The sequence below is a fragment of the Streptomyces galbus genome, assembly GCF_005280195.1.
GTDB classification, from domain to species: domain Bacteria; phylum Actinomycetota; class Actinomycetes; order Streptomycetales; family Streptomycetaceae; genus Streptomyces; species Streptomyces galbus.
The window spans coordinates 58,606-85,361 of the sequence record NZ_SZPR01000009.1 but is presented as its reverse complement, the minus strand read 5'-3'; the positions used below and the strand labels follow the sequence as shown (position 1 = coordinate 85,361).

Sequence of the window (26,756 nt, the reverse complement as noted above, 5' to 3'; positions counted from 1 at the left end):
TTTCACGCTCGGCGAGAGGCGGTCGGCCGGGCGTGATGAGGTCGGTAGCATCAAGCACCGGCCTGGACGGGGGATCTACGCCAGTGCCCCGAGCCGTGTCCGCATGGGGCACCCCGTCAGCCGGTCGACGCAGCCGGAGGTGCCCCATGAGTGCGGAGGCCACGAACCCCGCGACCCCAGGCCCGGTAGCGCCCGCGGTGGCCCGCAGGCGCAGCCGCCCCCGGATCGACCTGCGCAGGCTGGGCCGCGCCGCGCTCCTCGGCCCCGCCTCCCGCGACCGGCTGCCCGACGCCATCGGCCACGTCGTGGAGGTCCACCGCGCCCACCACCCCGACGCGGACCTCGACATCCTGCGCCGCGCCTACGTCCTCGCGGAGTCCTCGCACCGCGGGCAGATGCGCAAGAGCGGCGAGCCGTACATCACCCACCCGCTCGCCGTGACCCTGATCCTCGCCGAACTCGGCGCTGAGACGACCACGTTGACCGCCTCGCTGCTCCACGACACCGTCGAGGACACCGAGGTGACGCTCGATCAGGTCGGCGAGCAGTTCGGCGAGGAGGTGCGCTACCTGGTCGACGGCGTCACCAAGCTGGAGAAGGTCGACTACGGCGCCGCCGCCGAACCCGAGACCTTCCGCAAGATGCTCGTCGCCACCGGCAACGACGTCCGCGTGATGTCGATCAAACTCGCCGACCGGCTGCACAACATGCGCACCCTCGGCGTGATGCGCCCCGAGAAGCAGGCCCGCATCGCCAAGGTCACCCGTGACGTCCTGATCCCGCTCGCCGAACGCCTCGGTGTCCAGGCCCTCAAGACCGAACTGGAGGACCTGGTCTTCGCGATCCTCCACCCCGAGGAGTACGCGCACACCCGGGAGCTGATCGCCGCCAACGCCTCCCGCGCGGACGATCCGCTCGCCGAGTTCTGCGACGCCATCCGCGCGGTGCTGCGCGATGCCGACATCCCGGCCGAGGTCCTCATCCGGCCACGGCACTTCGTCTCCGTCCACCGGGTCTCCCGCAAGCGCGGGGACCTGCGCGGCGCCGACTTCGGGCGCATCCTCGTGCTGGTCAACGAGGACGCCGACTGTTACGCCGTCCTCGGCGAGCTGCACACCTGTCTGACGCCCGTCGTCTCGGAGTTCAAGGACTTCATCGCCGTCCCCAAATTCAACCTGTACCAGTCGCTGCACACCGCCGTCGCCCGCGAGGACGGCCAGGTCGCCGAAGTCCTCATCCGCACCCACCAGATGCACAAGGTCGCCGAGGCCGGCGTCGTCGCCCTGGGCAACCCGTACACCGCCCCGTCGGACCCCTCCGCCGCTCCGGCCGAGGAGCAGGCCACGGCCGACGGCGAGCGCGTCGACCCCACCCGGCCCGGCTGGCTCTCCCGGCTCCTCGACTGGCAGCGGGCCGCGCCGGACCCCGACACCTTCTGGTCGACCCTGCGCGAGGACCTCGCCCAGGACCGCGAGATCACCGTCTTCCGCCCCGACGGCGGCGCGCTCGGCCTCCCCGACGGCGCCACCTGCGTCGACGCCGCCTACGCCCAGTACGGCGAGGACGCCCACGCGTGCATCGGCGCCCGCGTCAACGGCCGTCTCGCGACCCTGAGCACCGTGCTGCGGGACGGCGACACCGTCCAGCTCCTCATGGGCCAGGACCCCGCCTCCGAGCCCTCCCGCGAGTGGCTGGAGCACGCCCACACCCCGGCCGCCCGCATCGCCATCCAGCGCTGGCTGACGGCGCACCCCGCGGCGGCGACGGACCCCGGGACGGACGGCGCGGAGGCCGCGGACGACCGCGCGGCGGGTGCGGCGGCCTGGGCGGGTGCGGAGGCGGACCCCGCGGAGGCCGCCGCGGCACAGCAGGGCGCCGCACCCGCCGTACCGCAGGGCGGTGCCGGGGCGGCCGCACGGTCCCAGGCCGAGGCTCCCGCGCCCCGCCCCGGCGACGGGGTCACCGTCGTCGGACGGCCCGAGGCGAGCGCGCGGCTCGCGGGCTGCTGTACGCCCGTGCCCTCCGACGAGGTCATCGGCTTCGCCGTGCGCGGGGGAGTGGTGACCGTGCACCGCGTCGAGTGCGCCGGGGTGGCGCGGATGAGGGACGCAGGGCGCGCGGAGGTCGACGTGCGCTGGGGGGACACCACGGAGTGCCGGGTCACCCTGGTCGCCGAGTCGTTCGGCCGGCCGCACCTGCTGGCCGACCTGACCGAGGCGATCGCCACGGAGGGTGCCGAGATCGTCTCCGCCACCGTCGAACCGCCCACCCAGCAGCGCGTCCGGCACACCTACACCCTCCAGCTCCCGGACGCCTCCCACCTGCCCACCCTGATGCGCGCGATGCGCAACGTGCCCGGGGTGTACGACGTGGGGCGCGCGCAGCACCACGTGTCCGCGTGAGGCGCCGCCCGGCACGACGCGGCGGTCGTCGGCCTGGTCGCGCGGAGCCGGGCGCCCCCGCGGCCCCCTGAAACCCCACGCGCGCGTGAGCGACCCGTTCGGGTGGGCCGGGCGCGCGTCGTCGCCGTCGGGCGGGCGGGCGCTGGTAGCGGTGGTGCATGCCGCTCACCCTCCGCGCCGCCCGGTCCCGCAGGCCCTCCGCCGCCGCGTCCCCGCCCGACACCCCGCCGACGCCCACCGCTGACGGCCCACCCCGCGTGCGGGGTGCCCGCCGGGGCCTCACGGCGCCGTGCCGGCGCCGGGCCAGGGCCGTGCTGCTCGCCGGCGCCGCGTCCGCCGTCTCCTTCGCCCTGCTCGCGGCGAGCGCCCCCGCGGCCCCGCTGGGCGTGGGCGACCGCCTCTTCCCGTACCTGGGCAACCCGGGGTACGACGTGGCGGCGTACGACCTGGCCTTCACCTACTCGGGCCGGAACAGCGAACCGCTGCAGGCGGTCACCACGATCGCCGCCCGGACGACGGCCCCTCTGGACCGCGTGAACCTCGACTTCGCCCACGGCACCGTCCGCTCCGTCGAGGTGGACGGCCGGCCGGCCGCCTTCACCGAGGCTGGCGACGACCTGGTCGTCACCCCCGAACGCCCCCTGCCGCGGGGCCGCTGGACGCGCATCACCGTGCGGCACACCAGCGACCCCGCCCCCGCGCCCGACCGGGACGGCGGCTGGGTGCGCACCGCGGACGGCCTGGCCATGGCCAACCAGGCGGACGCCGCCCACCTGGTGTTCCCGTGCAACGACCACCCCTCCGACAAGGCGATGTTCACCATCAGGGTCACCGCCCCGAACGACTACACCGCCGTCGCCAACGGCCTGCCGACCGGCGTCGACCGCGGCGACAGCTCGACCACGTGGACGTACCGGACCCAGCACCCGATGGCCACCGAGCTCGCGCAGGTGTCCATCGGCCACTCCACGGTCGTACGCCGCGAGGGCCCGGGCGGACTGCCCGTGCGGGACGTCGTGCCGACCCGGTACCGCGACGCGCTGGAGCCGTGGCTGAAGAAGACCCCGGACCAGATCACCTGGATGGAGAGCAAGGTCGGCCGGTACCCCTTCGAGACGTACGGGCTGCTCCTCGCCGACGCCTCCACCGGGTACGAGCTGGAGACCCAGACCCTGTCCCTCTTCGAGCGGGAGGTGTTCACCGACCCCGCCTACCCGGCCTGGTACGTCGAGTCGATCATGGTGCACGAGCTGTCCCACCAGTGGTTCGGCGACAGCGTCAGCCCGCGCACCTGGTCCGACCTGTGGCTCAACGAAGGGCACGCCACCTGGTACGAGTCCTTGTACGCGCAGGAGAAGGCCGACCGGCCGATGGAGGCGCGCATGAAGGCCGCGTACGGCGCCTCCGACCGCTGGCGCGCGACCGGCGGACCGCCCGCGGCGCCGAAGCCGCCCGAGCCGGGTCAGAAGATCGGCATCTTCCGCGCGAACGTCTACGACGGCGCGGCGCTCGTCCTGTACGCCCTGCGCCAGGAGATCGGCGAACAAGGGTTCGAGCAGCTTGAGCGGGCCTGGGTGCGGCGCAACCACGACGCCACCGCGGGGACCGCCGACTTCACGGCGCTGGCGGCCCGCGTCTCCGGCCGCGACCTCGACGGCTTCTTCCGCGACTGGCTGTACGGCGACAAGACCCCGCCGATGCCCGGCCACCCGGACTGGAAGGCCACGCCGCCCGCCGGGCCGGACGAGCAGAAGGCCGCCACGGTGCCTGCCCCGCACGGCGACCGGAAGGCCGCGGCATCCGCCGCGCCGGACGGAGAAAGGGCTGCGGCGTCCGTCGAATAAGGCGATGACGAGACGTGCCGCACCGTGCGACCATCGTCCGGTCGGCGTGGTACGCGACAGGGGCGGGACACGGGAATCTCCCGGGGTACTCGCGCGTTGTCAGAAGTGAACGCCGCACAGGCATCCCCATCGACGTAAGGATCCAATGACCTCCTCCTCTTCCCCTTCCCAGGACACCAAGCGCTTCGCGCACGCCTACCCCGAAGGTCTCCGGGCCGATGCCCTGATGGAAGAGGACGTCGCCTGGAGCCACGAGATCGACGGAGAGCGCGACGGCGACCAGTTCGACCGCTCCGAGCGCGCGGCCCTGCGCCGCGTGGCGGGCCTCTCCACCGAGCTCGAGGACGTCACCGAGGTCGAGTACCGGCAGCTCCGCCTGGAGCGGGTCGTCCTCGTCGGCGTCTGGACCTCGGGGACGGTGCAGGACGCGGAGAACTCGCTCGCCGAGCTCGCCGCCCTCGCGGAGACGGCCGGCGCCCTCGTGCTCGACGGCGTGATCCAGCGCCGCGACAAGCCCGACGCCGCCACCTACATCGGCTCCGGCAAGGCCGACGAGCTGCGCGACATCGTGCTGGAGACCGGCGCGGACACCGTCATCTGCGACGGTGAGCTCAGCCCGGGCCAGCTCATCCACCTCGAGGACGTCGTCAAGGTCAAGGTCATCGACCGTACGGCCCTGATCCTCGACATCTTCGCCCAGCACGCCAAGTCCCGTGAGGGCAAGGCGCAGGTCGCGCTCGCGCAGATGCAGTACATGCTGCCGCGGCTGCGCGGCTGGGGTCAGTCGCTGTCCCGGCAGATGGGCGGCGGCAAGGGCGGCGGCCTCGCCACCCGTGGTCCCGGTGAGACCAAGATCGAGACCGACCGGCGACGGATCCGCGAGAAGATGGCGAAGATGCGCCGGGAGATCGCGGAGATGAAGACCGGCCGCGACGTCCAGCGCCAGGTGCGCCGGCGCAACAAGGTGCCGTCCGTCGCCATCGCGGGCTACACCAACGCCGGCAAGTCGTCCCTGCTCAACCGCCTCACGGGCGCGGGCGTCCTGGTCGAGAACGCCCTGTTCGCGACCCTGGACCCCACCGTCCGCCGGGCGGAGACCCCGAGCGGCCGGCTCTACACCCTGGCCGACACCGTCGGCTTCGTACGCCACCTGCCGCACCACCTGGTCGAGGCGTTCCGCTCCACCATGGAGGAGGTCGGCGACGCCGACCTGATCCTGCACGTGGTGGACGGCTCGCACCCCAACCCGGAGGAGCAGCTGCTGGCCGTGCGCGAGGTGATCCGGGACGTCGGCGCCACCGGCGTGCCCGAGATCGTCGTGATCAACAAGGCCGACGCGGCCGACCCGCTGACGCTCCAGCGGCTGCTGCGGGTCGAGAAGCGCTCCATCGCCGTCTCCGCCCGCACCGGCCAGGGCATCGCCGAACTGCTCGGGCTGATCGACAACGAACTGCCCAGGCCGTCCGTCGAGATCGAGGCGCTCGTGCCGTACACCCACGGCAAGCTGGTCGCCCGTGCCCACACCGAGGGTGAGGTGATCTCCGCGGAGCACACGGCGGAGGGCACCCTGCTCAAGGCGCGGGTCCACGAGGAACTGGCCGCGGACCTCGCACCGTACGTACCGGCGCAGGCGCTCTAGAACCTGCGCCCGGCCCACGCGCAGCGAGGCCCATATGAAGGCCCGCCCCTTGCTCGCCGCAAGGGGCGGGCCTTCGCACGTACGGGATCACGGCCCGTCGCAGGTCCTGCTCCTACCGCGTAGAGATGCGGCACGGCACCCGCTTCAGGCAGCGGGTGCCGTGCCGCGATGTGCTCAGCGCAGCGTCACCGACCGGCGAACTTCTTGCTCACCGAGTCGTACACGCCCTTGGCCACGGCACCCAGGTGCGGTCCCGCGAGCCAGCCCGAGCGGACCGGGCCGATGGAGGTGTTGGACACCAGAGCCGGCTTGCCGTCCGAGCCCGCCGCGACCCAGCCGCCACCGGACGAACCACCGGTCATCGTGCAGCCGATGCGGTACATCGTCGGGTCCGAGGCCCCCAGCGACAGCCGCCCCGGCTTGTCCTGGCACTGGTACAGCTTCTGCCCGTCGTAGGGCGCACCCGCCGGGTAGCCGGTCGCCGTGATGCTTCGCACCTTCGGCACGGCCGGCGCCGCGAAGTTCACCGGCAGCGCCGAACCGACCGTCTCCTCCAGCGACTTCCCCGAACCGCCCTCCTCCGGCGTCACATGGATCACCGCGAAGTCGTACGGCGCGCCGTCGCCGCCGGTCTGACCGCCCTGCGCGATCCACTGGTCCGAGGTCCGCGCCCAGTCGCCCCACCAGACGCCGTACGGGGCCACCTGCTCCCGGGTCGCGGTCTGCAGCGCCGAGGTCGACAACCCCGCGTCGTTGTACGACGGCACGAACGCGATGTTGCGGTACCAGCCGCCCTTCTTGCCCGCGTGCACACAGTGGCCCGCGGTCCACACCAGGTTGGACTTGCCCGGGTGCGCCGGGTCCTTCACGACCGTCGCGGAGCACACCATCGTGCCCTCGGGGGAGTCGAAGAACACCTTGCCCGCCTCGGCGGCGTTGGCGTGGTAGGTGGTCGGCACGGCCTGCGCGTCCACCGGGTCCGGCGTCGGATCGGTCACGCCCTGGTCGGCCGAGAGGTCACCACTGTCCACACCCCGGTCGGGGTCCTCGGCGCCCCGCATGCGGTCCGGGTCCCACAGTCCCTCGATGATCGGGTTGACGAAGTCCTTGGCCTCGCGCAGCCAGTCGTCCCGGTCCCAGTTCTTCCAGGCGCCGTTCTTCCACTTGTCGAGGTCGATCCCGTGCTCCTTGAGCCGGTTCTTCAGGTCGTCCGGAATCCTGATCTTCCCGTGGCCGCTGCCGGTGGCCGAGGCGGACGCGGACGACTGTCCGGTCGCGTCGGTGTCGTCGCCGCCGCACGCGGTCGCGGTGAGCGCCAGCGCGGAGGCAAGGGCGACGGCCGACAGGGCGGGGAGGGGTCGGCGGCGCGTGCTCCCGCCTCGACGAGCGGTGAACGACGGCCGTATCGGTCGCATGGTCTTACTCCCCTGAGGTGGACGAACTGGACACCGTGGCCCGGACAACCCGCTGAACTCACGGTGCTTTCATGCCGGGTTCAGACGCGTCCCACAGCCCTGTGGAACGGCATCACACAATATGCCGTCCCCGTGGGGGACTTCCGACGGAACGGCAACGGTTTCGCTACGGGCTTCCTGACCTGCTGCTTCGCCGGGTGGCCGGGAGGGAGCGGGCGGGGGTGCACGGGCGGACGGCGTGGCCGGGTGGGGGCGCGCGGCCGGCGGTACTGCTCCCGTCGTCGCGACGATCTCGACGCGAGGCCGTAACCCGTGAGCCCGAACGGGGTTGGTAGCGGTGAGGAGCCGGATGCCCGCGGGCGGGCTCCGCGCGGAAGACCAGCGGGTGATCAGCGGAAGGGCGGGGCGGCGCCGACGGGCCGGACCACGTCACACCGGGGCGGACCGCAGCGCGACGCCGGCCGCCACGGGCAGCAGGGCCGAGCGCCGGCCGCCCCCGTGACCGGCCGGGAACTCGCCGCCGACGGAACGGCCGCGTCCCCGACCGGACCCCCGCCGCCCCCACCCGGCACTCCGCGACGACCGAACTCACCTCTGGACAGCGGGAGGACTGCGAGCCGTGGCCGTGACCGAATCTGTGTCCGGTGGGACTTCCGGAGGCTCCGGAGAGACGTCCGGAGGACGAGGGCCGACCGGTGCCGGCACCGGCGCCCTCCTCGGCGGGACCCACGAGGACGAGCGTGAGCTCGGGAGTGAGGCCGGGCACGGCGGTCCGCGCCCCGGGTACGAGGGGATCGTGCGACGCCAGGCGGCGCGCGAGTCCTCCGCCCGCACCTATGCGCGCGCCCTGCCGATCGTGCCCGTGCGCGCTCGCGGCCTGACCGTGGAGGGCGCGGACGGCCGTCGCTACCTCGACTGCCTCTCCGGCGCCGGCACCCTCGCGCTCGGCCACAACCACCCCGTCGTCCTGGAGGCCATCCGCGCCGTCCTCGACTCCGGTGCACCCCTGCACGCCCTCGACTTCGCCACTCCCGTCAAGGACGCCTTCGTCACCGAGCTGTTCCACACCCTGCCGCCCGGGCTCGCCGACCACGCACGCGTGCAGTTCTGCGGCCCCGCCGGCACCGACGCCGTGGAGGCCGCCCTCAAACTCGTCCGGACCGCGACCGGCCGCACGGGCGTCCTCGCCTTCACCGGGGCCTACCACGGCATGACCGCCGCCGCCCAGGACGCCTCCGGCCACGCCACCGACGTCCGCGTCACCCGCCTGCCCTACCCGTACGACTACCGCTGCCCCTTCGGCACCGGCGGCGAGGCGGGCGCCGAACTCTCCGCCCGCTGGACGGAGTACCTCCTCGACGACCCCCGGTCCGGCGTCCGCCCGCCCGCGGGGATGATCCTCGAACCCGTCCAGGGCGAGGGCGGGGTGATCCCGGCACCGGACCCATGGCTCCGCCGCATGCGGCAGATCACAGCCGACCGCTCCATCCCGCTGATCGCCGACGAGATCCAGACCGGCGTCGGCCGCACCGGCGCCTTCTGGGCCGTCGAGCACAGTGGCATCGTTCCCGACGTGATGGTCCTGTCCAAGGCCATCGGCGGCAGCCTCCCGCTCGCCGTCGTCGTCTACCGCGACGACCTCGACGTCTGGGAACCCGGCGCCCACGCCGGCACCTTCCGCGGCAACCAACTGGCCATGGCCGCCGGCACCGCCACCCTGGCCTACGTCCGCCGGCACCGCCTCGCCGACCACGCCGCCACCCTGGGCACCCGCATGCTGACCCAACTGCGCACGCTCGCGGACCGCTTCCCCTGCATCGGGGACGTCCGGGGGCGCGGCCTGATGATCGGGCTGGAGGTGGTCGACCCGGAACAGGAGGCCGCGGCACCGGAACAGCAGGGGTACGAGGCTCCGCATCGGGAAGACAGGCATCCGCGGCGGACGGACGAGAGTCAGGCCGAGGCGGACGCGCGGAACCCGCGTGCCGAACCGAAGGCCGCGACGAGCCGGCCTGCCGTCTTGGACCCCGTCCCCCGCGCCCCCCGTCCCGCCGCGCCCGGCCTCGCGGCAGCCATCCGGCGCGAGTGCCTGAGGAGAGGCCTGATCGTCGAACTCGGCGGCCGCCACTCCTCGGTCGTCCGCCTGCTCCCACCCCTGACGATCACCGACGAACAGGCCACCGCCGTCCTCGACCGGTTGGCGGACGCGGTGGAGGCGGTGGCCAGGGGCAGAGCCGAGCGCCCCGGCCGACCGATCCCCTGACCGCCGTTCGCCCCACGGCCACCCTGCAGCCCCCGCACCGACCGACCACCCCGCCCTGCAAGGAACTCCGTTGACCGTCCCCACCTCGCCCGCCGCCCCCTGCACCGCCGACCGGAGCACCACCGCTGCTCCCGCCGCCACCGCCCCTGAGCCACCGCAGGCCCTGGCCGATACCCACCTCCGGGCCAGCGAGATCAGGTCTCCAAGAGGGACTCGACCCCCGAGTGACCCCCGGCCGGCGGGAGAGCCCAGGCCCGTGGGGCAGCCCGGTCTGCCGGGGGAGCGCGTGCTGCCGGCGGCGTCCCCGCGCCGCACCGACGCCCCACCCTTGGCCAAGCGGTCGCGCACCGTCCCTGCCCCGGAACCCGACCCCCTGGACCACCCGGACCCGCACACCGCGGCCCAGGCGGCCGCCACCGAGAACCTCCTGCGCTGCTGGGTGCGCGAGACGAACCTCCCCGCTCCTGTCACCGACGTCCTCCGCATCCCTCTCCCGGCTTCCGGAACTGCCCTGCTCGTCCCTGTCCGTTACTGGTCCCCGACCGGCTGGCACCGCTTCGGTCCGCCTCGGCTCGCCAAAGCCCCCTTGGCCTGCCCACCCGCCGATCCGGCCACGGTGGCGGCACTCCTGGCCCGCGAGTCCGCCCTGGATTCCACCGGGGAGCCCCCGCGGTGCCCGGGTGACCCCGACACCACCGCCACCACGGCACCGCCCGCCGACCGCAACGGCGCCCCTTCGTCCACCCACGGCGTCGACCTCGTAGCGCGCGTCGCCGACTCCGCGCGGCGCACCGCGACCTTCATCGCCGACCGCAGGGAACACCCCGCTTCCGCAACGGACTTGTTCCTCGCCGCCGAGCAGGCCCTGCTGCTCGGCCATCCGATGCACCCGACCCCCAAGAGCCGCGAGGGGCTCTCCGACGCCGAAGCCCGTCTGTACTCACCCGAGTTGCGCGGATCCTTCCCCTTGCACTGGCTCGCCGTCGCTCCCTCCGTCCTCGCTGCCGACTCCGCCTGGACCGAACGCGGCCGCCTTGTCCCCGCCCCGCTGCTGACCGCCCGCCTGGGCGGTGCCCAACCGGCGCTGCCCGACGGCTGGGCTGCCCTGCCGCTGCACCCCTGGCAACTGCGCGAGGCCCGCCACCGCGACGAGGTCGCCGCTCTCTTCGACGTCGGCCTCCTCCGCGACCTCGGCCCGCACGGGCTGCCGTGGCACCCCACCTCCTCCGTCCGTACCGTGCACCGCTCCGGCGCCCCCGCCATGCTCAAGCTGTCACTGGCGCTGCGCATCACCAACTCCCGCCGCGAGAACCTCCGCAAGGAACTCCACCGCGGCGTCGAGGTCCACCGCCTGCTGCGCACCGGCCTCGCCCAGCAGTGGCACGCCGACCACCCGGACTTCGACGTCGTCCGCGACCCCGCCTGGCTGGCCGTCGACACCCCGGACGGGACCCCGGTGAGCGGCCTCGACGTGGTGATCCGGCACAACCCGTTCACCCCGGCCGACGACGTCTCCTGCGTCGCGGGCCTGGTCTCGCCCCGCCCCCAGGCGACAGCAGCCGTCAGCCACTCCCGTCTCGCCACCGTCGTCAGCGCGCTCGCCGCCCACACCGGACGCCCGGTCGGAGCCGTCGCCACCGAGTGGTTCCTGCGCTACCTCCACCACGTCGTCCGTCCGGTCCTCTGGCTGGACGGCGAGGCGGGGGTGGCGCTTGAGGCCCACCAGCAGAACACCCTCCTCCTGCTCGACCGGCACGGATGGCCCGCCGGCGCCCGCTACCGCGACAACCAGGGCTACTACTTCCGGGCGTCCCGCCGCGCGGAACTGGACGCCCGACTGCCCGGCATCGGTGAGCAGAGCGACACGTTCGTCCCCGACGAGGTCACCGACGAGCGCTTCGCCTACTACCTCGGCATCAACAACGTGTTCGGTCTCATCGGCGCGTTCGGCTCCCAGCGCCTGGCCGACGAACACCTGCTGCTCGCCGCCCTGCGCCGCTTCCTCCAGGACGCCGCAGCCGGCCCGCACCGGCGGCGCAGCTCGCTGCCCGCCCGGCTGCTCGACTCACCCGCCCTGCGCTGCAAGGCCAACCTGCTCACACGGCTCCACGGCCTCGACGAACTCGTGGGTCCCGTCGACACCCAGTCCGTCTACGTCACCATCGCCAACCCCCTCCACGCCTGAGCCCACTCCCGAGAGGAGCGTCCCGTGCCCTCCATCGACACCGGCGCCGACGCCCGTACCCCTCCCGTCGCCGGACTGCGCAGCGCCACGGACAACGAGGAGACCCTGGAGCTGCGCCTGCCGGCGGACTTCTTCGACAGCTGTGTCCAGGGGCGGAGTCCAGCCGCACGCCGGACGCCCTTCGCGGAGGACCTGCTCGACCACATCGACACCTGGGGCCCGGCCGCCTCCCCCGCTGGTGCGTTCCGACTGGTCCCCGTCCACGTGGACCGTGACCTCCTCCTCATCACCCGCTGGATGAACGACCCCTCCGTCGCGGCCTTCTGGGACCTGGCGGGCCCCGACGCCGTGACCGAGGCACACCTGCGCCGCCAACTCGCGGGTGACGGGCGCAGCGTGCCGTGCCTGGGCGTGCTGGAGGGCACGCCGATGAGCTACTGGGAGATCTACCGGGCCGACCTCGACCCGCTGGCCCGGCACTACCCGGCCCGGCCTCACGACACCGGTATCCACCTGCTGATCGGTGATGCAGCCGACCGCGGGCGCGGTCTGGGTGGTGTGCTCCTCAGGTCCGTCGCCGATCTCGTGCTCGACCGTCGGCCTGCCTGTGCCCGCGTCGTGGCGGAACCCGACCTCCGCAACATCCCGTCCCTCGCCACCTTTCTCACCGCCGGTTTCCGATACGCCGCCGAACTCGAACTGCCGGCCAAGCGAGCCGCGCTGCTGATCAGAGACCGATCCCTTCACCTGTTGTGACACTCGGACAAAGTGCCGTCACTCTCCGCAACGAACGGCTCGGCGAGCCGGTTCCCGCATGACACGCCGCATCTCGAGATTTTCGGCGGGAACCTTCACCTCCCGCTCTCCAGCACCGTCTGCCGAAGCCGCCCACGCCCCTCCCGATCCCTGACCCCCGATCCCCGATCCCCTACCCACGACCCCCGGCCCAGAGCGCCTTCTCCGCACCCCACTGCTCCCTCCCACAAGAAGCCCAAGGTCTTGATCCCACCGCTCCTCACCGCCTCGACCCCTCGTTTGTCGGTCCCGCGCCGTAGGGTGGTCGCGCTATGACGAAGCCCTCTCTCCCCGAACTCCTGCACGCCGCCGTCGCCGCTGTCGGCGGCACGGAGCGTCCCGGCCAGGTGGCCATGGCCGAAGCGGTCGCGGCGGCGATCGACGACGGCACCCACCTCCTCGTCCAGGCCGGCACCGGCACCGGCAAGTCGCTGGGCTACCTGGTGCCCGCGCTCGCCCACGGCGAGCGCGTCGTCGTAGCGACCGCCACGCTGGCCCTCCAGCGCCAGCTGGTCGAGCGGGACCTGCCGCGCACGGTGGAGGCGCTGCACCCCCTGCTGCGCCGCCGCCCCGAGTTCGCGATGCTCAAGGGCCGGTCGAACTACCTGTGCCTGCACCGCCTGCACGAGGGGGTGCCGCAGGACGAGGAAGAGGGTCTGTTCGACCAGTTCGAGGCGGCCGCCCCCACCAGCAAGCTGGGCCAGGACCTGCTGCGGCTGCGGGACTGGGCCGACGACACCGAGTCCGGTGACCGCGACGGCCTGACGCCCGGTGTCTCCGACCGCGCCTGGTCGCAGGTGTCGGTGTCCTCGCGGGAGTGCCTCGGCGCCTCCAAGTGCGCGTACGGTGCCGAGTGCTTCGCCGAGATGGCGCGGGAGCGGGCCAAGCTGGCCGAGGTCGTCGTCACCAACCACGCCCTGCTGGCGATCGACGCGATCGAGGGCGCGCCGGTGCTCCCGCAGCACGAGGTGCTGATCGTCGACGAGGCCCACGAGCTGGTCTCCCGGGTCACCGGGGTCGCGACCGGCGAGCTGACCCCGGGGCAGGTCAACCGCGCGGTGCGGCGCGCCGCGAAGCTCGTCAACGAGAAGGCGGCCGATCAGCTGCAGACCGCCGCCGAGGGGTTCGAGCGGGTGATGGAGCTGGCCCTGCCCGGCCGCCTCGAGGAGATCCCGGAAGACCTCGGCTACGCGCTCATGGCGCTGCGCGACGCCGCGCGGACGGTCATCACCGCCATCGGCGGCACCCGGGACAAGTCCGTCCAGGACGAGGACGCGGTCCGCAAGCAGGCCCTCGCGTCCGTGGAGTCGGTGCACGACGTGGCGGAGCGGGTCGTCAACGGCTCCGAGTGGGATGTCGTCTGGTACGAGCGGCACGACCGGTTCGGTGCGTCGCTCCGCGTCGCCCCCATGTCCGTCTCCGGGCTGCTGCGGGAGAAGCTCTTCTCGGACCGCTCCGTGATCCTGGCCTCGGCGACCCTGAAGCTGGGCGGCGACTTCAACGGCGTCGGTGCCTCCCTCGGGCTCGCCCCGGAGGGCACCGAGGGCGAGGACGTGCCGCAGTGGAAGGGCATCGACGTCGGATCGCCGTTCGACTACCGCAAGCAGGGCATCCTCTACGTCGCCAAGCACCTGTCCCGCCCCGCGCGCGACGGCGACCGGGGCGACATGCTGGACGAGCTGTCCGAGCTGATCCAGGCGGCCGGCGGGCGCACGCTCGGGCTCTTCTCCTCCATGCGGGCGGCCCAGCTCGCCGCGGAGGAACTGCGCGCACGCATCCCCGAGTACCCGATCCTGCTGCAGGGCGAGGAGACCCTCGGCGAGCTGATCAAGAACTTCGCGGCGGACCCGCGGACCTGCCTGTTCGGCACGCTGTCGCTCTGGCAGGGCGTCGACGTACCCGGCCCGAGCTGTCAGCTGGTCGTCATGGACAAGATCCCCTTCCCGCGTCCCGACGACCCGCTGATGAGCGCCCGGCAGAAGGCGGTGGAGGACGCCGGGGGCAACGGCTTCATGGCGGTGGCCGCCACGCACGCGGCGCTCCTCATGGCGCAGGGTGCCGGCCGTCTCGTACGGGCGTCCGAGGACCGTGGGGTGGTCGCCGTCCTGGACCAGCGGCTGGCGACGGCCCGGTACGGGAGCTACCTCAAGGCGTCCATGCCCGACTTCTGGTTCACAACGGACCGCAACCAGGTCCGCAAGTCGCTCGCGGCCATCGACGCGGCGGCGAAGCAGACGGAAGCCCAGTGAGCGCGGGCCGGTGCCCGCGCACCGGCCCTGGCTCGTAGCGTTCGACGCAGGATGGCCCTCAGGCCGTGGGCGCCGACAGGCCGGCACAGCACAGGGCCCCGGAACCGGCGCAGGGATCCCGGGGCCCAGTCACAGGGGGACAGGCGAGGAGAGGCCCGCCCGTCGCCGTGCTCAGACGCGGCGCAGAACGGCCACCACCTTGCCGAGGATCGTCGCGTCGTCGCCGGGGATCGGCTCGTAGGCCGAGTTGTGCGGGAGCAGCCACACGTGGCCGTCCTCGCGCTTGAAGCGCTTGACGGTCGCTTCGCCGTCGAGCATGGCGGCCACGATGTCGCCGTTCTCGGCGACCGGCTGGCGGCGGACCGTGACCCAGTCGCCGTCGCAGATCGCGGCCTCGATCATCGAGTCGCCGACGACCTTCAGCACGAACAGCTCACCGTCACCGACGAGCTGGCGGGGGAGAGGGAAGACGTCCTCGACCGACTCCTCGGCGAGGATCGGGCCACCGGCGGCGATCCGGCCGACGAGCGGGACGTACGACGCGGCGGGCTTGCCGGCGGTGTCCGTGGGCTGGACCTGCGCGGCCTGGTCCGAGCCGCGCACCTCGTAGGCGCGCGGGCGGTGCGGGTCGCGACGCAGGAAGCCCTTGCGCTCCAGCGCCATCAACTGGTGGGCGACCGAAGACGTGCTGGACAGACCCACCGCCTGGCCGATCTCGCGCATCGACGGCGGGTACCCCCGGCGCTGCACGGAGTCCCTGATGACCTCGATCACCCGGCGCTGACGGTCGGTGAGTCCCGAGCTGTCGGCACGGATGCCTGGAGGTCGGCCTGGCAGGGAGCGCTTGTGCCCCTCGGGACTCACGGCTACGGCTTCGTTCATCCCATGCACCGGCTCGAGTCGGCCCTGGGAGCGGTCCTGGGTGGTGATGGTGGCGCTGTCTGCGGTGGTGGTCACGTCGGCCCCTCTCGATGGTCTCCCTGCTGGACAACGGTAGATGCTTTCGAAAGGTTGCGCCAAACACACGTTCGAGTTAAAAACCGCGGATAACCGGACCTGATCATGTGTCCGGGTGTATAGCTGACGCTGCTTCGTGGCGGACGGAAGAGCCCATCGTTGTACTCTTCACCGCCGGGGTCGCCGGCCTCGCGATCCGTGGCCAGTCTGCCATCCGTCGTCCCGCTCGCCGGGACCCGGCCCGGCCCTGCGCGGGAGTCGCACCGCTCCTCCTTGCGGCGCTCACGGTATCTCCGTAACCGCCCGCGCGGTGTGCCCCACGCGGGCGTACCGACGGCTTCGTGGTGCGCGCACACGCGCCACGCGCGCGCGTCCGCGCCGGTGCCGTCGGGCGCCCGTACGCGTGCGCGTGGCGGCTCCGTTCCGTGGTCGCGCGGGTGCGGAGCGGGCGCGATCATGTCGCGTCCCGGACGCTCGGCGTGACGGCCGGGCAGCGGTGCGTGAGGGCTCCGACTGCGACACGCGACACATCCTGCATGTATGAACCAAGCCCTAGATGTAGTGGTTGGATGTCACCAGCGGCCCAGAAGTTGTGGTCCCCGGTGTCTTCGGACGCGCGGCGATCGCCTATGCTGGGGGCTGCTTCGAGGGGCTCATGTGGCCCACGAGGCTGTTGAGTCTGCTGTGAGGAGGGTTGGAGATCATGCACTGCCCCTTCTGCAGGCACCCCGACAGCCGTGTCGTCGACAGTCGTACGACCGACGACGGCACGTCGATCCGCAGGCGCCGTCAGTGTCCCGACTGCTCCCGTCGCTTCACGACGGTGGAGACCTGTTCACTGATGGTGGTCAAGCGGTCCGGAGTCACCGAGCCGTTCAGCCGTACCAAGGTCATCAACGGCGTGCGCAAGGCATGCCAGGGGCGGCCTGTCACCGAGGACGCACTCGCCCAGCTCGGCCAACGGGTCGAAGAGGCGGTGCGCGCCACCGGGAGCGCCGAACTGACCACCCATGACGTGGGGCTGGCCATACTCGGCCCGTTGCAGGAACTCGACCTCGTCGCGTATCTGCGGTTCGCCTCCGTCTACCGGGCCTTCGACTCGCTCGAGGACTTCGAGGCCGCCATCGCGGAGCTCAGGGACCAGACCGGGCCCCCCACTGCGGACGACGACGCGGGCGGCGGCCGCGAGGGCGGCGGAACCGTCGCGGGGAGCCGACAAGACGACGGGGGGCCAGGGGGAGCCGTTCAGGTCCCCGAGCCCGCCCGGGCCGCCGACTGACCGAAGGGCCACAGCCGGGCCCCGATACCGGGGGCCGGCCGGGCGGCGGCGTTGACAAGACCAGGTGCGGGCGGCAGCGCGTGGGTGCCCGCACTACCAGACACATCACCGTGCCACGGGAACATCGTGGCATTTCAGGGCGTTTTTGCCTGTACAGGGAGGCGGCATGACAGAGACGGCGAGCGGTCCGGCACGAGGTTCCCGGGCCAAGGGGACCAAGGCCACCAAGGGGCTGCGTATCGAGCGCATCCACACCACCCCCGGCGTGCACCCGTACGACGAGGTGGCCTGGGAGCACCGTGACGTCGTCATGACCAACTGGCGCGACGGCTCGGTCAACTTCGAGCAGCGTGGCGTCGAGTTCCCCGACTTCTGGTCGGTGAACGCGGTCAACATCGTCACCAGCAAGTACTTCCGCGGGGCCGTCGGCACCCCGCAGCGCGAGACCAGCCTCAAGCAGCTGATCGACCGCATCGTGAAGACGTACCGCAAGGCCGGTGAGGACTACAAGTACTTCGCCTCGCCCGCGGACGCCGAGATCTTCGAGCACGAACTGGCCTACGCCCTGCTGCACCAGATCTTCAGCTTCAACAGCCCCGTCTGGTTCAACGTCGGCACGCCCCAGCCGCAGCAGGTCTCCGCCTGCTTCATCCTGTCCGTCGACGACTCCATGGAGTCGATCCTCGACTGGTACAAGGAAGAGGGCATGATCTTCAAGGGCGGCTCCGGCGCCGGCCTGAACCTCTCCCGCATCCGCTCCTCCAAGGAGCTGCTCTCCTCCGGCGGCAACGCCTCCGGCCCGGTCTCCTTCATGCGCGGCGCCGACGCCTCCGCCGGCACCATCAAGTCCGGTGGTGCCACCCGCCGCGCGGCGAAGATGGTCGTCCTCGACGTCGACCACCCGGACATCGAGGACTTCATCGAGACCAAGGTGAAGGAAGAGGAGAAGATCCGCGTCCTGCGCGACGCGGGGTACGACATGGACCTGGGCGGCGACGACATCACGTCCGTCCAGTACCAGAACGCCAACAACTCGGTCCGCGTCAACGACGAGTTCATGAAGGCGGTCGAGCAGGGCGGCAAGTTCGGCCTGCGTGCGCGCATGACCGGCGACGTGATCGAGGAGGTCGACGCCAAGGCGCTCTTCCGCAAGATCGCCGAAGCGGCCTGGGCCTGCGCCGACCCCGGCATCCAGTACGACGACACGATCAACAACTGGCACACCTGCCCCGAGTCCGGCCGGATCACCGCGTCGAACCCGTGCAGCGAGTACATGCACCTGGACAACACGTCCTGCAACCTCGCCTCGCTGAACCTGATGAAGTTCCTGAAGGACGACGGCAAGGGCACCCAGTCCTTCGAGACCGAGCGCTTCCAGAAGGTCGTCGAGCTGGTCATCACCGCGATGGACATCTCGATCTGCTTCGCGGACTTCCCGACCCAGAAGATCGGCGAGAACACGCGCGCGTTCCGCCAGCTCGGCATCGGCTACGCCAACCTCGGCGCCCTGCTGATGGCGACCGGTCACGCCTACGACTCCGACGGCGGCCGTGCCCTCGCCGGCGCCATCACCTCCCTGATGACCGGCACGGCCTACCGCCGCTCCGCCGAACTGGCCTCCGTCGTCGGCCCGTACGACGGCTACGCCCGCAACGCCGACGCGCACAACCGCGTCATGAAGCAGCACTCCGACGCCAACGGCACGGCCTTGCGCATGGACGACCTGGACACCCCGGTGTGGGCCGCCGCCACGGAGGCCTGGCAGGACGTCCTGCGCCTCGGTGAGCGCAACGGCTTCCGCAACGCCCAGGCGTCGGTGCTCGCCCCGACCGGCACCATCGGCCTGGCGATGTCCTGCGACACCACCGGCGTCGAGCCCGACCTGGCGCTCGTGAAGTTCAAGAAGCTGGTCGGCGGCGGCTCGATGCAGATCGTCAACGGCACCGTCCCGCAGGCCCTGCGCCGCCTGGGCTACCAGGAGGAGCAGATCGAGGCGATCGTCGCCCACATCGCCGAGAACGGCAATGTGATCGACGCCCCCGGCCTCAAGCCCGAGCACTACGAGGTGTTCGACTGCGCCATGGGCGAGCGTGCCATCTCCCCGATGGGCCACGTCCGCATGATGGCCGCGATCCAGCCGTGGATCTCCGGCGCGATCTCCAAGACGGTCAACATGCCGGAGACGGCGACCGTCGAGGAGGTCGAGGAGATCTACTACGAGGCCTGGAAGCTCGGCGTCAAGGCCCTCGCGATCTACCGCGACAACTGCAAGGTCGGCCAGCCGCTGTCCGCCAAGACGAAGGGCGACGACAAGGCCGAGGCCAAGACCGAGGCGCCCGCCGCCGTCGAGACCAAGGTCGAGAAGGTCGTCGAGTACCGCCCGGTCCGCAAGCGCCTCCCGAAGGGACGTCCCGGCATCACCACGTCCTTCACCGTCGGCGGCGCCGAGGGCTACATGACGGCCAACTCCTACCCGGACGACGGGCTGGGCGAGGTCTTCCTGAAGATGTCCAAGCAGGGCTCGACCCTCGCGGGCATGATGGACGCCTTCTCCATCGCCGTCTCCGTCGGCCTGCAGTACGGCGTGCCGCTGGAGACGTACGTCTCGAAGTTCACCAACATGCGCTTCGAGCCGGCCGGTATGACGGACGACCCGGACGTGCGGATGGCGCAGTCGATCGTCGACTACATCTTCCGCCGCCTCGCGCTGGACTTCCTGCCGTTCGAGACGCGTTCCGCGCTCGGCATCCACTCGGCCGAGGAGCGCCAGCGTCACCTGGAGACCGGCTCCTACGAGGCGGCCGAGGAGGACGTCGACGTGGAGGGCCTCGCCCAGTCGGCGCCGCGCCAGACGGACCTGAAGGCGGTGGCCACCCCCAAGGCGTCCACCGAGACGGCCAAGCCCGCCCCCAAGCAGGCCCACACCAGCGCCGAACTGGTCGAGATGCAGCTCGGCATCCAGGCCGACGCCCCGCTCTGCTTCTCCTGCGGTACGAAGATGCAGCGCGCCGGCTCCTGCTACATCTGCGAGGGCTGCGGCTCCACCAGCGGCTGCAGCTGACCCCGGCACCGGTCCGACCGGTACCTCGCTGAGCGGGGGGACCACCACGGTGGTCCCCCCGCTTCTTTTCCTGTTTGCCGCGGAACGATCACCGGCTAGGCTCCACCGGCGCGATGTCAGGCGCACTACAAGTGGGGGGACAGGGAGTGCAGGTGGGGGACATGACCGACGGTGCCGCCGAACCGGAGAAGACGACGAGTGCGGGCGCCCAGGCGGCCGCGGCGCTGCTGCTGGTCGGCGGCCTCGCGGTGGGGCTCTGGGCGCTGGGGGATGCCGTGGGCGACACGTCCGACGAAGGGAAGCCGGCCGTGTGCTCTTCCTCGTCGAGCGCGCCCCCGCGGGCGCAACGGGTCTCCGGCGCGCAACTGTGCGAGGCGCTCAACCGCCCGGACCTGCCCACGCTCCTCGGCACGCCGGCCGAGCGCGCGCGGAGCGCCAACGGCAACGAGAGCTCCTTCACCCTCGCCGGCGGCACCAAGATCACCACCCCCGAGGGCAGTGTCGACCTGGACACCTACTCCGTGAAGCTGTCCGCCTCGTACGACGACATCCCGGTCGCGCGGATGGGCACGCTCCTGGGCCACAACGCCGAGAAGAAGACCCTCCTCGGACACCCTGCGGTCCTCTACTCGGACCGGACCATCGAGCTCAGCTTCAACCTCGGCGGCAAGAAGGCGAGCAGCGCCCCGGGTGGCATCGCCCGCTGCCTGATGGTCGCGCCGAGCGCCAAGGACGGCGGCGGCTCCCTCGAGATCGTGATCTGGCGCCAGGACAACGTGACGCCCGACGACGCCGCGTTGCTGCGCGTCGCCGAGCGTGTCCTGCCGACCGTACCCGGCTGGAACAGCGCGGGCTGACCCGGGGAAGAGGCAGGAGGCGAGGAGAGCGGGCGCCTGCCGCAGCAGCGCGCCCCCTCAGCTCCGCGCACGCCTCACGCCTGGCCGAGCCCGCCCATGAACCGGGTGAACGTCACCGGGTCGTCCTCGTAACCCCGCACGCCGTCGCGGAACGTCCACCCCTCCGCCGGGTCGCGCACGAAGTCCGCGAACGTCGCCGCCGTGGCGCCGAGGACGGAGCCGAAGTCGCCCTCGGCCAGGACGGAGTAGCCCTCGCGCACCCGGAAGCCGGGGTTGACCACGCTCACGAACGTGCGGTGGGCGGGCCGCTGCTGGATCACCACACCGACCACCACGCGCGCGTACCGCGCGTCCAGCCGCTCGAGCTCCACCGTGAGGACCTCGTCCCAGCCGAAGCCCTTGCCGTCCGTGCTGTCCCGGTTGAGGTAGATCGTGCCGTCGGGGGAACGGCTGTCGAAGTGCACCACGTACGCGGGTTCGCCGTGCGGGTCGTCCGCCAGGTAGGTGGCGGCAACGATGTCGAGGTCGGTGGGCGGCTGCCCGGCCGGGCTCGGATCCCACTTGACCGCGGCTTCGACCTTGCGGATCCCCTTGTTGAGACCGTTCACCAGGCTCCCCTTCCCCGTCTCCCCATGTGCCCGTCCGCCCGTTCCCGGTCGATCGTCGGCCTTAACTGACCGATACCCGGGGCGGGTTGTCCATCCTGCCACGCGCGCGTACGTGTCCGTGCGCCAGAGGTGCGCTCAGCGTGACCGACGCCACGCCCGCTGGCCTTACGATGGCGCGGTGCTGGTCAAGTGGATTCGCTGCACCGTGGTGGACCGCCGCGGTTTCGAGCGCGGGCAGCGGAAGTGGGCGGGGCTTCTGGGGGAGCCGGGGTTTCGCGGACAGGGCGGGGGCTGGAGCCGCCGACGGCCGTCCGTGGCCCACGTCTTCGCGTTCTGGGAGAGCCGCGCCTTCTACGACTCCTTCATGGCCCGCTCCCACGACCGCCTCGCGGCAGCCCAGGCCGGCACCTTCAAGGACCCCCAGGCCCGGCTCTTCGACCACCGCTTCGACGTGAAGACCGGCTTCGAGCCCCGCTTCACGGACGCCGACCTGCTGCGCGTGGCGCTGTGCCGCGTCCACGAGGACCGGGCCGAGCACTACACCCTGATGCAGGAGAAGGTCTGGAACCCCGCGATGGCCGGTTCCCCCGGCATGATCCGCGGCCTGTTCGCCGAAGCGCCCGGCCATGAGTTCCTGGTGCTGTCGATGTGGCGCTCGCAGGCCGAGCACGGCAAGTACCGGACCGAGCGCATCGAGCGGCTCGCCCTGCGCGCGCAGACGGAGGCCGACATCGCCTCGCTCACCGGCGACATCGTCGAGCTGGAACCCACCTGGACCGTTTGACCCCGTTCTGTGACCCCGGGTGCACGCCCGGTGTGACGTACGCCGTACGGGGCCCGCACGAGTGCTCACGAGCGCGCCATCCGATCTAGGGTTTTGGCATGGCACGACCACGGCGCATCGTCCTTGTCCGCCACGGGGAGTCAACGGGCAATGTTGATGACACCGTGTACGAGCGTGAACCCGACCATGCCCTCGCGCTGACCGAGCGCGGGTGGCGGCAGGCGGAGGAGACCGGCAAGACACTGCGGGAGGTCTTCGGCCGCGAGCAGGTCAGCGTCTACGTCTCCCCGTACCGGCGCACGCACGAGACCCTGCGCGCCTTCCACCTCGACCAGGAGCTGATCCGGGTGCGCGAGGAGCCCCGGCTGCGCGAGCAGGACTGGGGGAACTGGCAGGACCGCGACGACGTGCGCCTGCAGAAGGCCTACCGCGACGCCTACGGGCACTTCTTCTACCGCTTCGCCCAGGGCGAGAGCGGCGCCGACGTCTACGACCGCGTCGGCAACTTCCTGGAGAGCCTCTTCCGCAGCTTCGAGGCCCCCGACCACCCGCCGAACGTCCTCCTCGTCACCCACGGCCTGGCCATGCGCCTGTTCTGCATGCGCTGGTTCCACTGGACGGTCGCCGAGTTCGAGTCGCTGTCCAATCCCGGGAACGCGGAGATGCGGATGCTCGTTCTGGGCGACGACGGCAAGTACACCCTCGACCGGCCGTTCGACCGCTGGCGTGACCCGGAATCGTACGGGATCACCGGATAGAGTGGCAGAACCGATGATCTCAGACACCTCTTCCCGCGGGCGCCAGGAGCGCGCCCTGGCCGCCCTGCGCGGACTCGCCGTCGGCGACGCGTTGGGTTCGCAGTTCTTCGTCCCGGTGAACGTCCCGCTGCTCAAGCGCCGCGAGCTGCCGCCCGGACCCTGGCAGTGGACGGACGACACCGAGATGGCCTGCTCCGTCGTCGCCGTCCTCGCCGAGCACGGGCGGATCGACCAGGACGCCCTGGCGCAGTCCTTCGCCGCGCACCACGACTTCGACCGGGGCTACGGCCCCGCCGTGAACCGGCTCCTGCGGCTGGTCCGGGAGGGCGGTGACTGGCGCGAGCTGTCCGCCGCGCTCTTCAACGGACAGGGCTCCTGGGGCAACGGCGCCGCCATGCGCATCGCCCCGCTCGGCGCCTGGTACGCGGACGATCCCGAGCAGGCCACCCACCAGGCCGAGATCTCCGCCTACCCCACGCACCAGCACCGGGAAGCGGTGGTCGGCGCCATGGCCGTGGCCGCGGCCGCCGCACTGGCCGCCGCGCCGGGCGGCCCGCCGACTCCCGAGTCGCTCCTCGACGACGTGATCGCGCTCGTCCCGCGGAGCGCGGTCGGTGCCGGTCTGCGCCGCGCCAAGGACATGCTCGACTACGGCGACGCGGCCACCGTCGCGGCGGTCCTGGGCTGCGGACGCCGTACGACCGCCCACGACACGGTCCCCTTCGCCGTCTGGTCGGCCGCCCGCTCCCTGGGCGACTACGAGGCGGCGTTCTGGACGACGGCGCAGGTCGGCGGGGACGTCGACACGACCTGCGCGATCGTGGGAGGGATCGTCGCCGCGGGCCGGGCGGGTGCACCGCCGGTGGCGTGGGGGGAACGGACGGAGCCGCTGCCGGAGTGGGCGGCCGTGTCCGTCTGACGCACCGCTGTGCCGTCCGGGGGACCGGAACTCAAAACTCTCCGTGCCGATCGGGAACTCTGAGTGACCTTGGGCTCGTTGTCCGGACATCCGCTGTGTGAGGTGCGGGTGCTTCTGGAGGGGACGGGCGAGGTCTCGGGGTGGTGGTCGTGAGGTGGGCGGAGTGGGTGCGGGGGTCGATGGTGCTGGTGGCGTTCGTCGCCGGGGTGTGGAGGAGAGCCATGGGTCGGATCGGGGAACGGGCTCGGCCGGGCCCCCGCGGACGCGCTGCGCTCGCGTCCGCCGGTGACCCGGCCCGTCCGGCTCGTGGTGTGCCGGTTCCTCGGTCAGCCCACCATCGGGCCGGCCGTGCCGGACAGGGCCTCCAGGTCGCTCCTGCGGACCCGGATGACGAACCAGGCGGTGGCCAGGGCCAGCACACCCATGGCGGCCGCCGGGATGAACGCCGTCGAGATGCCGTGGGCGAGCACCTCGTGCCCCCACGGGCCGGGCAGCTGGTGCGTCCTGGCGAACTCCGCCTTCTGCTCCGGCGACCCGTCGGCCAGGAACCGCGGCACCTGCTTCTCGGCCTCGTCCTTGCTGGCCGACCCGAAGACGGTGGTCAGGATGGACAGACCGAGCGAACCGCCCACCTGCTGCATGGCGTTGAGCAGTCCCGACGCCGCGCCCGCCTCGCGAGGGGCGACGCCCGCGACCGCCGTGACCGTGGCGGTCACGAAGTTCAGCCCCATGCCGAAGCCGAACACGAGCATCGGACCGAGCACGCCACCGAGGTAGGAACTGTCGGGGCTGATGAACGTCTGCCAGACGAGACCGGTCACCACCAGGAAGGTGCCGCTGACCATGAACGGCTTGGGGCCGAGCACGGGCAGGAAGCGCTGCGACAGACCGGCGCCGAGGGCGATCGCGAACGTCACGGGCAGGAACGCGACACCGGCCTTGATCGGGCTGTAGCCGAGCACGTTCTGCACGAACAGCACGATGTAGAAGAACATGCCGAACATCGCGGCGGCCAGGCTCAGCATGATCACGTACGTGCCGCAGCGGTTGCGGTCGGCGAACATCCTCAGTGGGGTGATCGGCTCCTTGGCCCGCGTCTCGATGAAGACGAAGGCCAGCAGCAGGACCACGGCGGCCCCGAAGGAGCCGAGGGTCAGGTCGTCCCGCCAGCCTTCCTCGGCGGCGCGGATGAAGCCGTACACCAAGGAGGCCATGCCGAGCGTCGAGGCGAGCGCGCCCGCGATGTCGAAGCGTCCCGGGTGGCGTTCGGACTCGCTGATGTACAGCGGGGTCAGGAACGCGATCAGCACGCCGATGGGCACGTTGACGAACAGCACCCAGCGCCAGTCGAGCCATTCGGTGAGCATGCCGCCGGTGAGCAGACCGATGGCGCCGCCGCCCGCCGACACGGCGGCGAAGACTCCGAAGGCCCGGTTCCGTTCCGGGCCCTCGGGGAACGTGGTGGTGATGAGCGCCAGGGAGGTGGGGGACGCGATCGCTCCTCCCACGCCCTGCAGGGCGCGCGCGGCGAGCAACTGCCAGGGTTCCTGGGCCACTCCACCCAGGAGCGAGGCGAAGGTGAACAGCAGGATGCCGGTCATGAACACCCGGCGTCGCCCGAGGATGTCACCGGCCCGCGCGCCGAGCAGCAGCAGACCGCCGAAGGTGAGCGTGTAGGCGCTGACCACCCAGGTGAGATCCGTGGTGCTGAACTCGAGCGCATCTTGAATGTGCGGGAGCGCGATGTTCACAATCGTCGCGTCGAGGACCACCATCAGTTGGCAGGCCGCGATGACGGTGAGCGCGATGCCGGGATGCCCCTGCCGGCGGGCCGCACCCGGTTTCTGTTCTTCGATCAACTGAGAGGTTGTCACTATGAGTCCCCCACGCATGGCTTAGTGAACGCTTGCGTTCACTGTTGCGTCCACGGTAGTGAGTCCGCGCTAGAGAACGCAAGCGTTCACTGTCTTCGCCGTACGGCGGTCTCCGTCCCCCAACTGCCGTCCGGTGACCGCCGCTTCCCCGCACCGCCCGCTTCGCCTGCACCTGGAGAGACTCGGATGGTTACTTCGCGCTGGACGGTCGCCCCCGCTCAGGCGACCTCCCCCCGCCGGCGCGGCGCCGTGCTCGAACGCGCGATCCTCGACGCCGCGTTGGAGCAACTCAGTACCGTCGGCTGGAACGGCCTCACGATGGAAGGCGTCGCCGCCGGCGCCCAGACCGGCAAGGCCGCTGTGTACCGGCGCTGGCCGTCGAAGGAGGACCTCGTCGCCGATGCCCTCCAGGCCGCGCTGCCGCGGTTGGACGAGGCGCCCGACCTGGGCACCCTGCGCGAGGACCTCCTGGCGCTGTGCCGCACGGCGCGCGACGCGATGTTCTCGCGCCCTGGATTCGCTCTCCGTGCGGTGATTCACGAATGCGATCCGGCGCAGGTGGAACGCTTCCAGGGGCTGATCTTCGAGAGTGTCGTGCGGCCGACCGTGGAGCTGCTCCACCAGGTCATCAGCCGTGGGATCGAGCGGGGGGAGGTGCGGCCCGACGCGACGAACGGCTACGTCTTCGACGCCGTCCCGGCGATGATGATGTACCGCTCCAAGATACGCGGATGCGAATGGGAGGATCTGGAGCTCGAGGAGATGGTCGACCAGCTCATGCTGCCGTTGCTGCGGCCGGACGGGGACTGAACCGGGTAGCGTGACGCGGGCCGCCGGCCGGAGACGACCATCCCCGCAGGGGAAAGC

General features: G+C 71.8%; 18 protein-coding genes. 14 read left to right on the top strand and 4 right to left on the bottom strand.

Annotation, left to right across the window (positions count from 1 at the left end; translation table 11 throughout):
• Positions 1–146 precede the first annotated feature (146 nt).
• The 3 genes from E4U92_RS08010 (at position 147) to hflX (ending at position 5,885) form a co-directional block, all read left to right on the top strand.
• Positions 147–2,402 carry a RelA/SpoT family protein gene (locus E4U92_RS08010; protein WP_137299597.1) on the top strand — a complete coding sequence of 752 codons (2,256 nt, stop codon included), beginning with the start codon at positions 147–149 and terminating at the stop codon, positions 2,400–2,402.
• A 158-nt stretch (positions 2,403–2,560) separates the two neighbouring features.
• Positions 2,561–4,246 carry a M1 family metallopeptidase gene (locus tag E4U92_RS08005; RefSeq protein ID WP_137299596.1) on the top strand — a complete coding sequence of 562 codons (1,686 nt, stop codon included), beginning with the start codon at positions 2,561–2,563 and terminating at the stop codon, positions 4,244–4,246.
• Positions 4,247–4,391: 145 nt separating this feature from the next.
• Positions 4,392–5,885 (top strand): GTPase HflX, encoded by a 1,494-nt coding sequence (hflX, locus tag E4U92_RS08000; protein WP_137299595.1) that lies wholly within the window; start codon positions 4,392–4,394, stop codon positions 5,883–5,885.
• Positions 5,886–6,070: 185 nt separating this feature from the next.
• On the opposite strand, the gene E4U92_RS07995 is transcribed toward hflX, so the two are convergent.
• Entirely contained in the window at positions 6,071–7,300 is a 1,230-nt protein-coding gene (locus E4U92_RS07995) for a trypsin-like serine peptidase (RefSeq protein WP_137299594.1), read from the bottom strand.
• Between the two features lie 793 nt (positions 7,301–8,093).
• On the opposite strand from E4U92_RS07995, the gene E4U92_RS07990 reads away from it, so the two are divergent.
• From E4U92_RS07990 to E4U92_RS07975, 4 genes are all read left to right on the top strand, one after another.
• Positions 8,094–9,563 carry a diaminobutyrate--2-oxoglutarate transaminase family protein gene (locus tag E4U92_RS07990; RefSeq protein ID WP_137299642.1) on the top strand — a complete coding sequence of 490 codons (1,470 nt, stop codon included), beginning with the start codon at positions 8,094–8,096 and terminating at the stop codon, positions 9,561–9,563.
• 256 nt (positions 9,564–9,819) lie between these two features.
• The gene (locus tag E4U92_RS07985; protein WP_373311714.1) at positions 9,820–11,748 is read left to right on the top strand and encodes an IucA/IucC family protein; all 1,929 of its coding nucleotides are present in this window, start codon (positions 9,820–9,822) and stop codon (positions 11,746–11,748) included.
• 24 nt (positions 11,749–11,772) lie between these two features.
• Complete coding sequence (locus tag E4U92_RS07980; RefSeq protein ID WP_137299593.1) at positions 11,773–12,504, top strand: GNAT family N-acetyltransferase; 732 nt, start codon at positions 11,773–11,775, stop codon at positions 12,502–12,504.
• Between the two features lie 311 nt (positions 12,505–12,815).
• Positions 12,816–14,792 carry an ATP-dependent DNA helicase gene (locus tag E4U92_RS07975; protein ID WP_137299592.1) on the top strand — a complete coding sequence of 659 codons (1,977 nt, stop codon included), beginning with the start codon at positions 12,816–12,818 and terminating at the stop codon, positions 14,790–14,792.
• A gap of 171 nt (positions 14,793–14,963) precedes the next feature.
• On the opposite strand, the gene lexA is transcribed toward E4U92_RS07975, so the two are convergent.
• Positions 14,964–15,749 (bottom strand): transcriptional repressor LexA, encoded by a 786-nt coding sequence (gene lexA, locus E4U92_RS07970; RefSeq protein WP_137299591.1) that lies wholly within the window; start codon positions 15,747–15,749, stop codon positions 14,964–14,966.
• Positions 15,750–16,452: 703 nt separating this feature from the next.
• Here lexA and nrdR point away from each other — a divergent pair.
• From nrdR to E4U92_RS07955, 3 genes are all read left to right on the top strand, one after another.
• Positions 16,453–17,028: a transcriptional regulator NrdR gene (gene nrdR / locus E4U92_RS07965; RefSeq protein WP_137299590.1), complete on the top strand. Its 576-nt coding sequence runs from the start codon at positions 16,453–16,455 to the stop codon at positions 17,026–17,028.
• 166 nt (positions 17,029–17,194) lie between these two features.
• On the top strand, positions 17,195–20,089 hold the full coding sequence (locus E4U92_RS07960) for a vitamin B12-dependent ribonucleotide reductase (protein ID WP_137299589.1): 2,895 nt from the start codon (positions 17,195–17,197) through the stop codon (positions 20,087–20,089).
• Between the two features lie 161 nt (positions 20,090–20,250).
• Positions 20,251–20,946, top strand: coding sequence for a DUF6215 domain-containing protein (locus E4U92_RS07955; RefSeq protein ID WP_137299588.1), 696 nt, complete (start codon positions 20,251–20,253; stop codon positions 20,944–20,946).
• Between the two features lie 74 nt (positions 20,947–21,020).
• Here the strand turns inward: E4U92_RS07955 and E4U92_RS07950 are convergent, their stop codons facing one another.
• Positions 21,021–21,554: a TerD family protein gene (locus E4U92_RS07950; RefSeq protein WP_137299587.1), complete on the bottom strand. Its 534-nt coding sequence runs from the start codon at positions 21,552–21,554 to the stop codon at positions 21,021–21,023.
• Between the two features lie 178 nt (positions 21,555–21,732).
• Here E4U92_RS07950 and E4U92_RS07945 point away from each other — a divergent pair, with 178 nt between their 5' ends.
• The 3 genes from E4U92_RS07945 to E4U92_RS07935 all read left to right on the top strand — a co-directional run bounded on the left by E4U92_RS07945 (position 21,733) and on the right by E4U92_RS07935 (position 24,015).
• Positions 21,733–22,338, top strand: a complete 606-nt coding sequence (locus E4U92_RS07945; protein WP_137299586.1) for a YdbC family protein — start codon at positions 21,733–21,735, stop codon at positions 22,336–22,338.
• A gap of 98 nt (positions 22,339–22,436) precedes the next feature.
• Positions 22,437–23,096: a histidine phosphatase family protein gene (locus E4U92_RS07940; protein ID WP_137299585.1), complete on the top strand. Its 660-nt coding sequence runs from the start codon at positions 22,437–22,439 to the stop codon at positions 23,094–23,096.
• Positions 23,097–23,109: 13 nt separating this feature from the next.
• On the top strand, positions 23,110–24,015 hold the full coding sequence (locus E4U92_RS07935; protein WP_137299584.1) for an ADP-ribosylglycohydrolase family protein: 906 nt from the start codon (positions 23,110–23,112) through the stop codon (positions 24,013–24,015).
• Positions 24,016–24,341: 326 nt separating this feature from the next.
• Here E4U92_RS07935 and E4U92_RS07930 read toward each other — a convergent pair whose 3' ends face one another.
• A complete protein-coding gene (locus E4U92_RS07930) occupies positions 24,342–25,889 on the bottom strand; it encodes an MFS transporter (protein ID WP_137299583.1) in 1,548 nt (515 codons plus the stop codon).
• Positions 25,890–26,075: 186 nt separating this feature from the next.
• Here E4U92_RS07930 and E4U92_RS07925 point away from each other — a divergent pair, with 186 nt between their 5' ends.
• Positions 26,076–26,699 carry a TetR/AcrR family transcriptional regulator gene (locus tag E4U92_RS07925; RefSeq protein ID WP_137299582.1) on the top strand — a complete coding sequence of 208 codons (624 nt, stop codon included), beginning with the start codon at positions 26,076–26,078 and terminating at the stop codon, positions 26,697–26,699.
• Positions 26,700–26,756 lie beyond the last annotated feature (57 nt).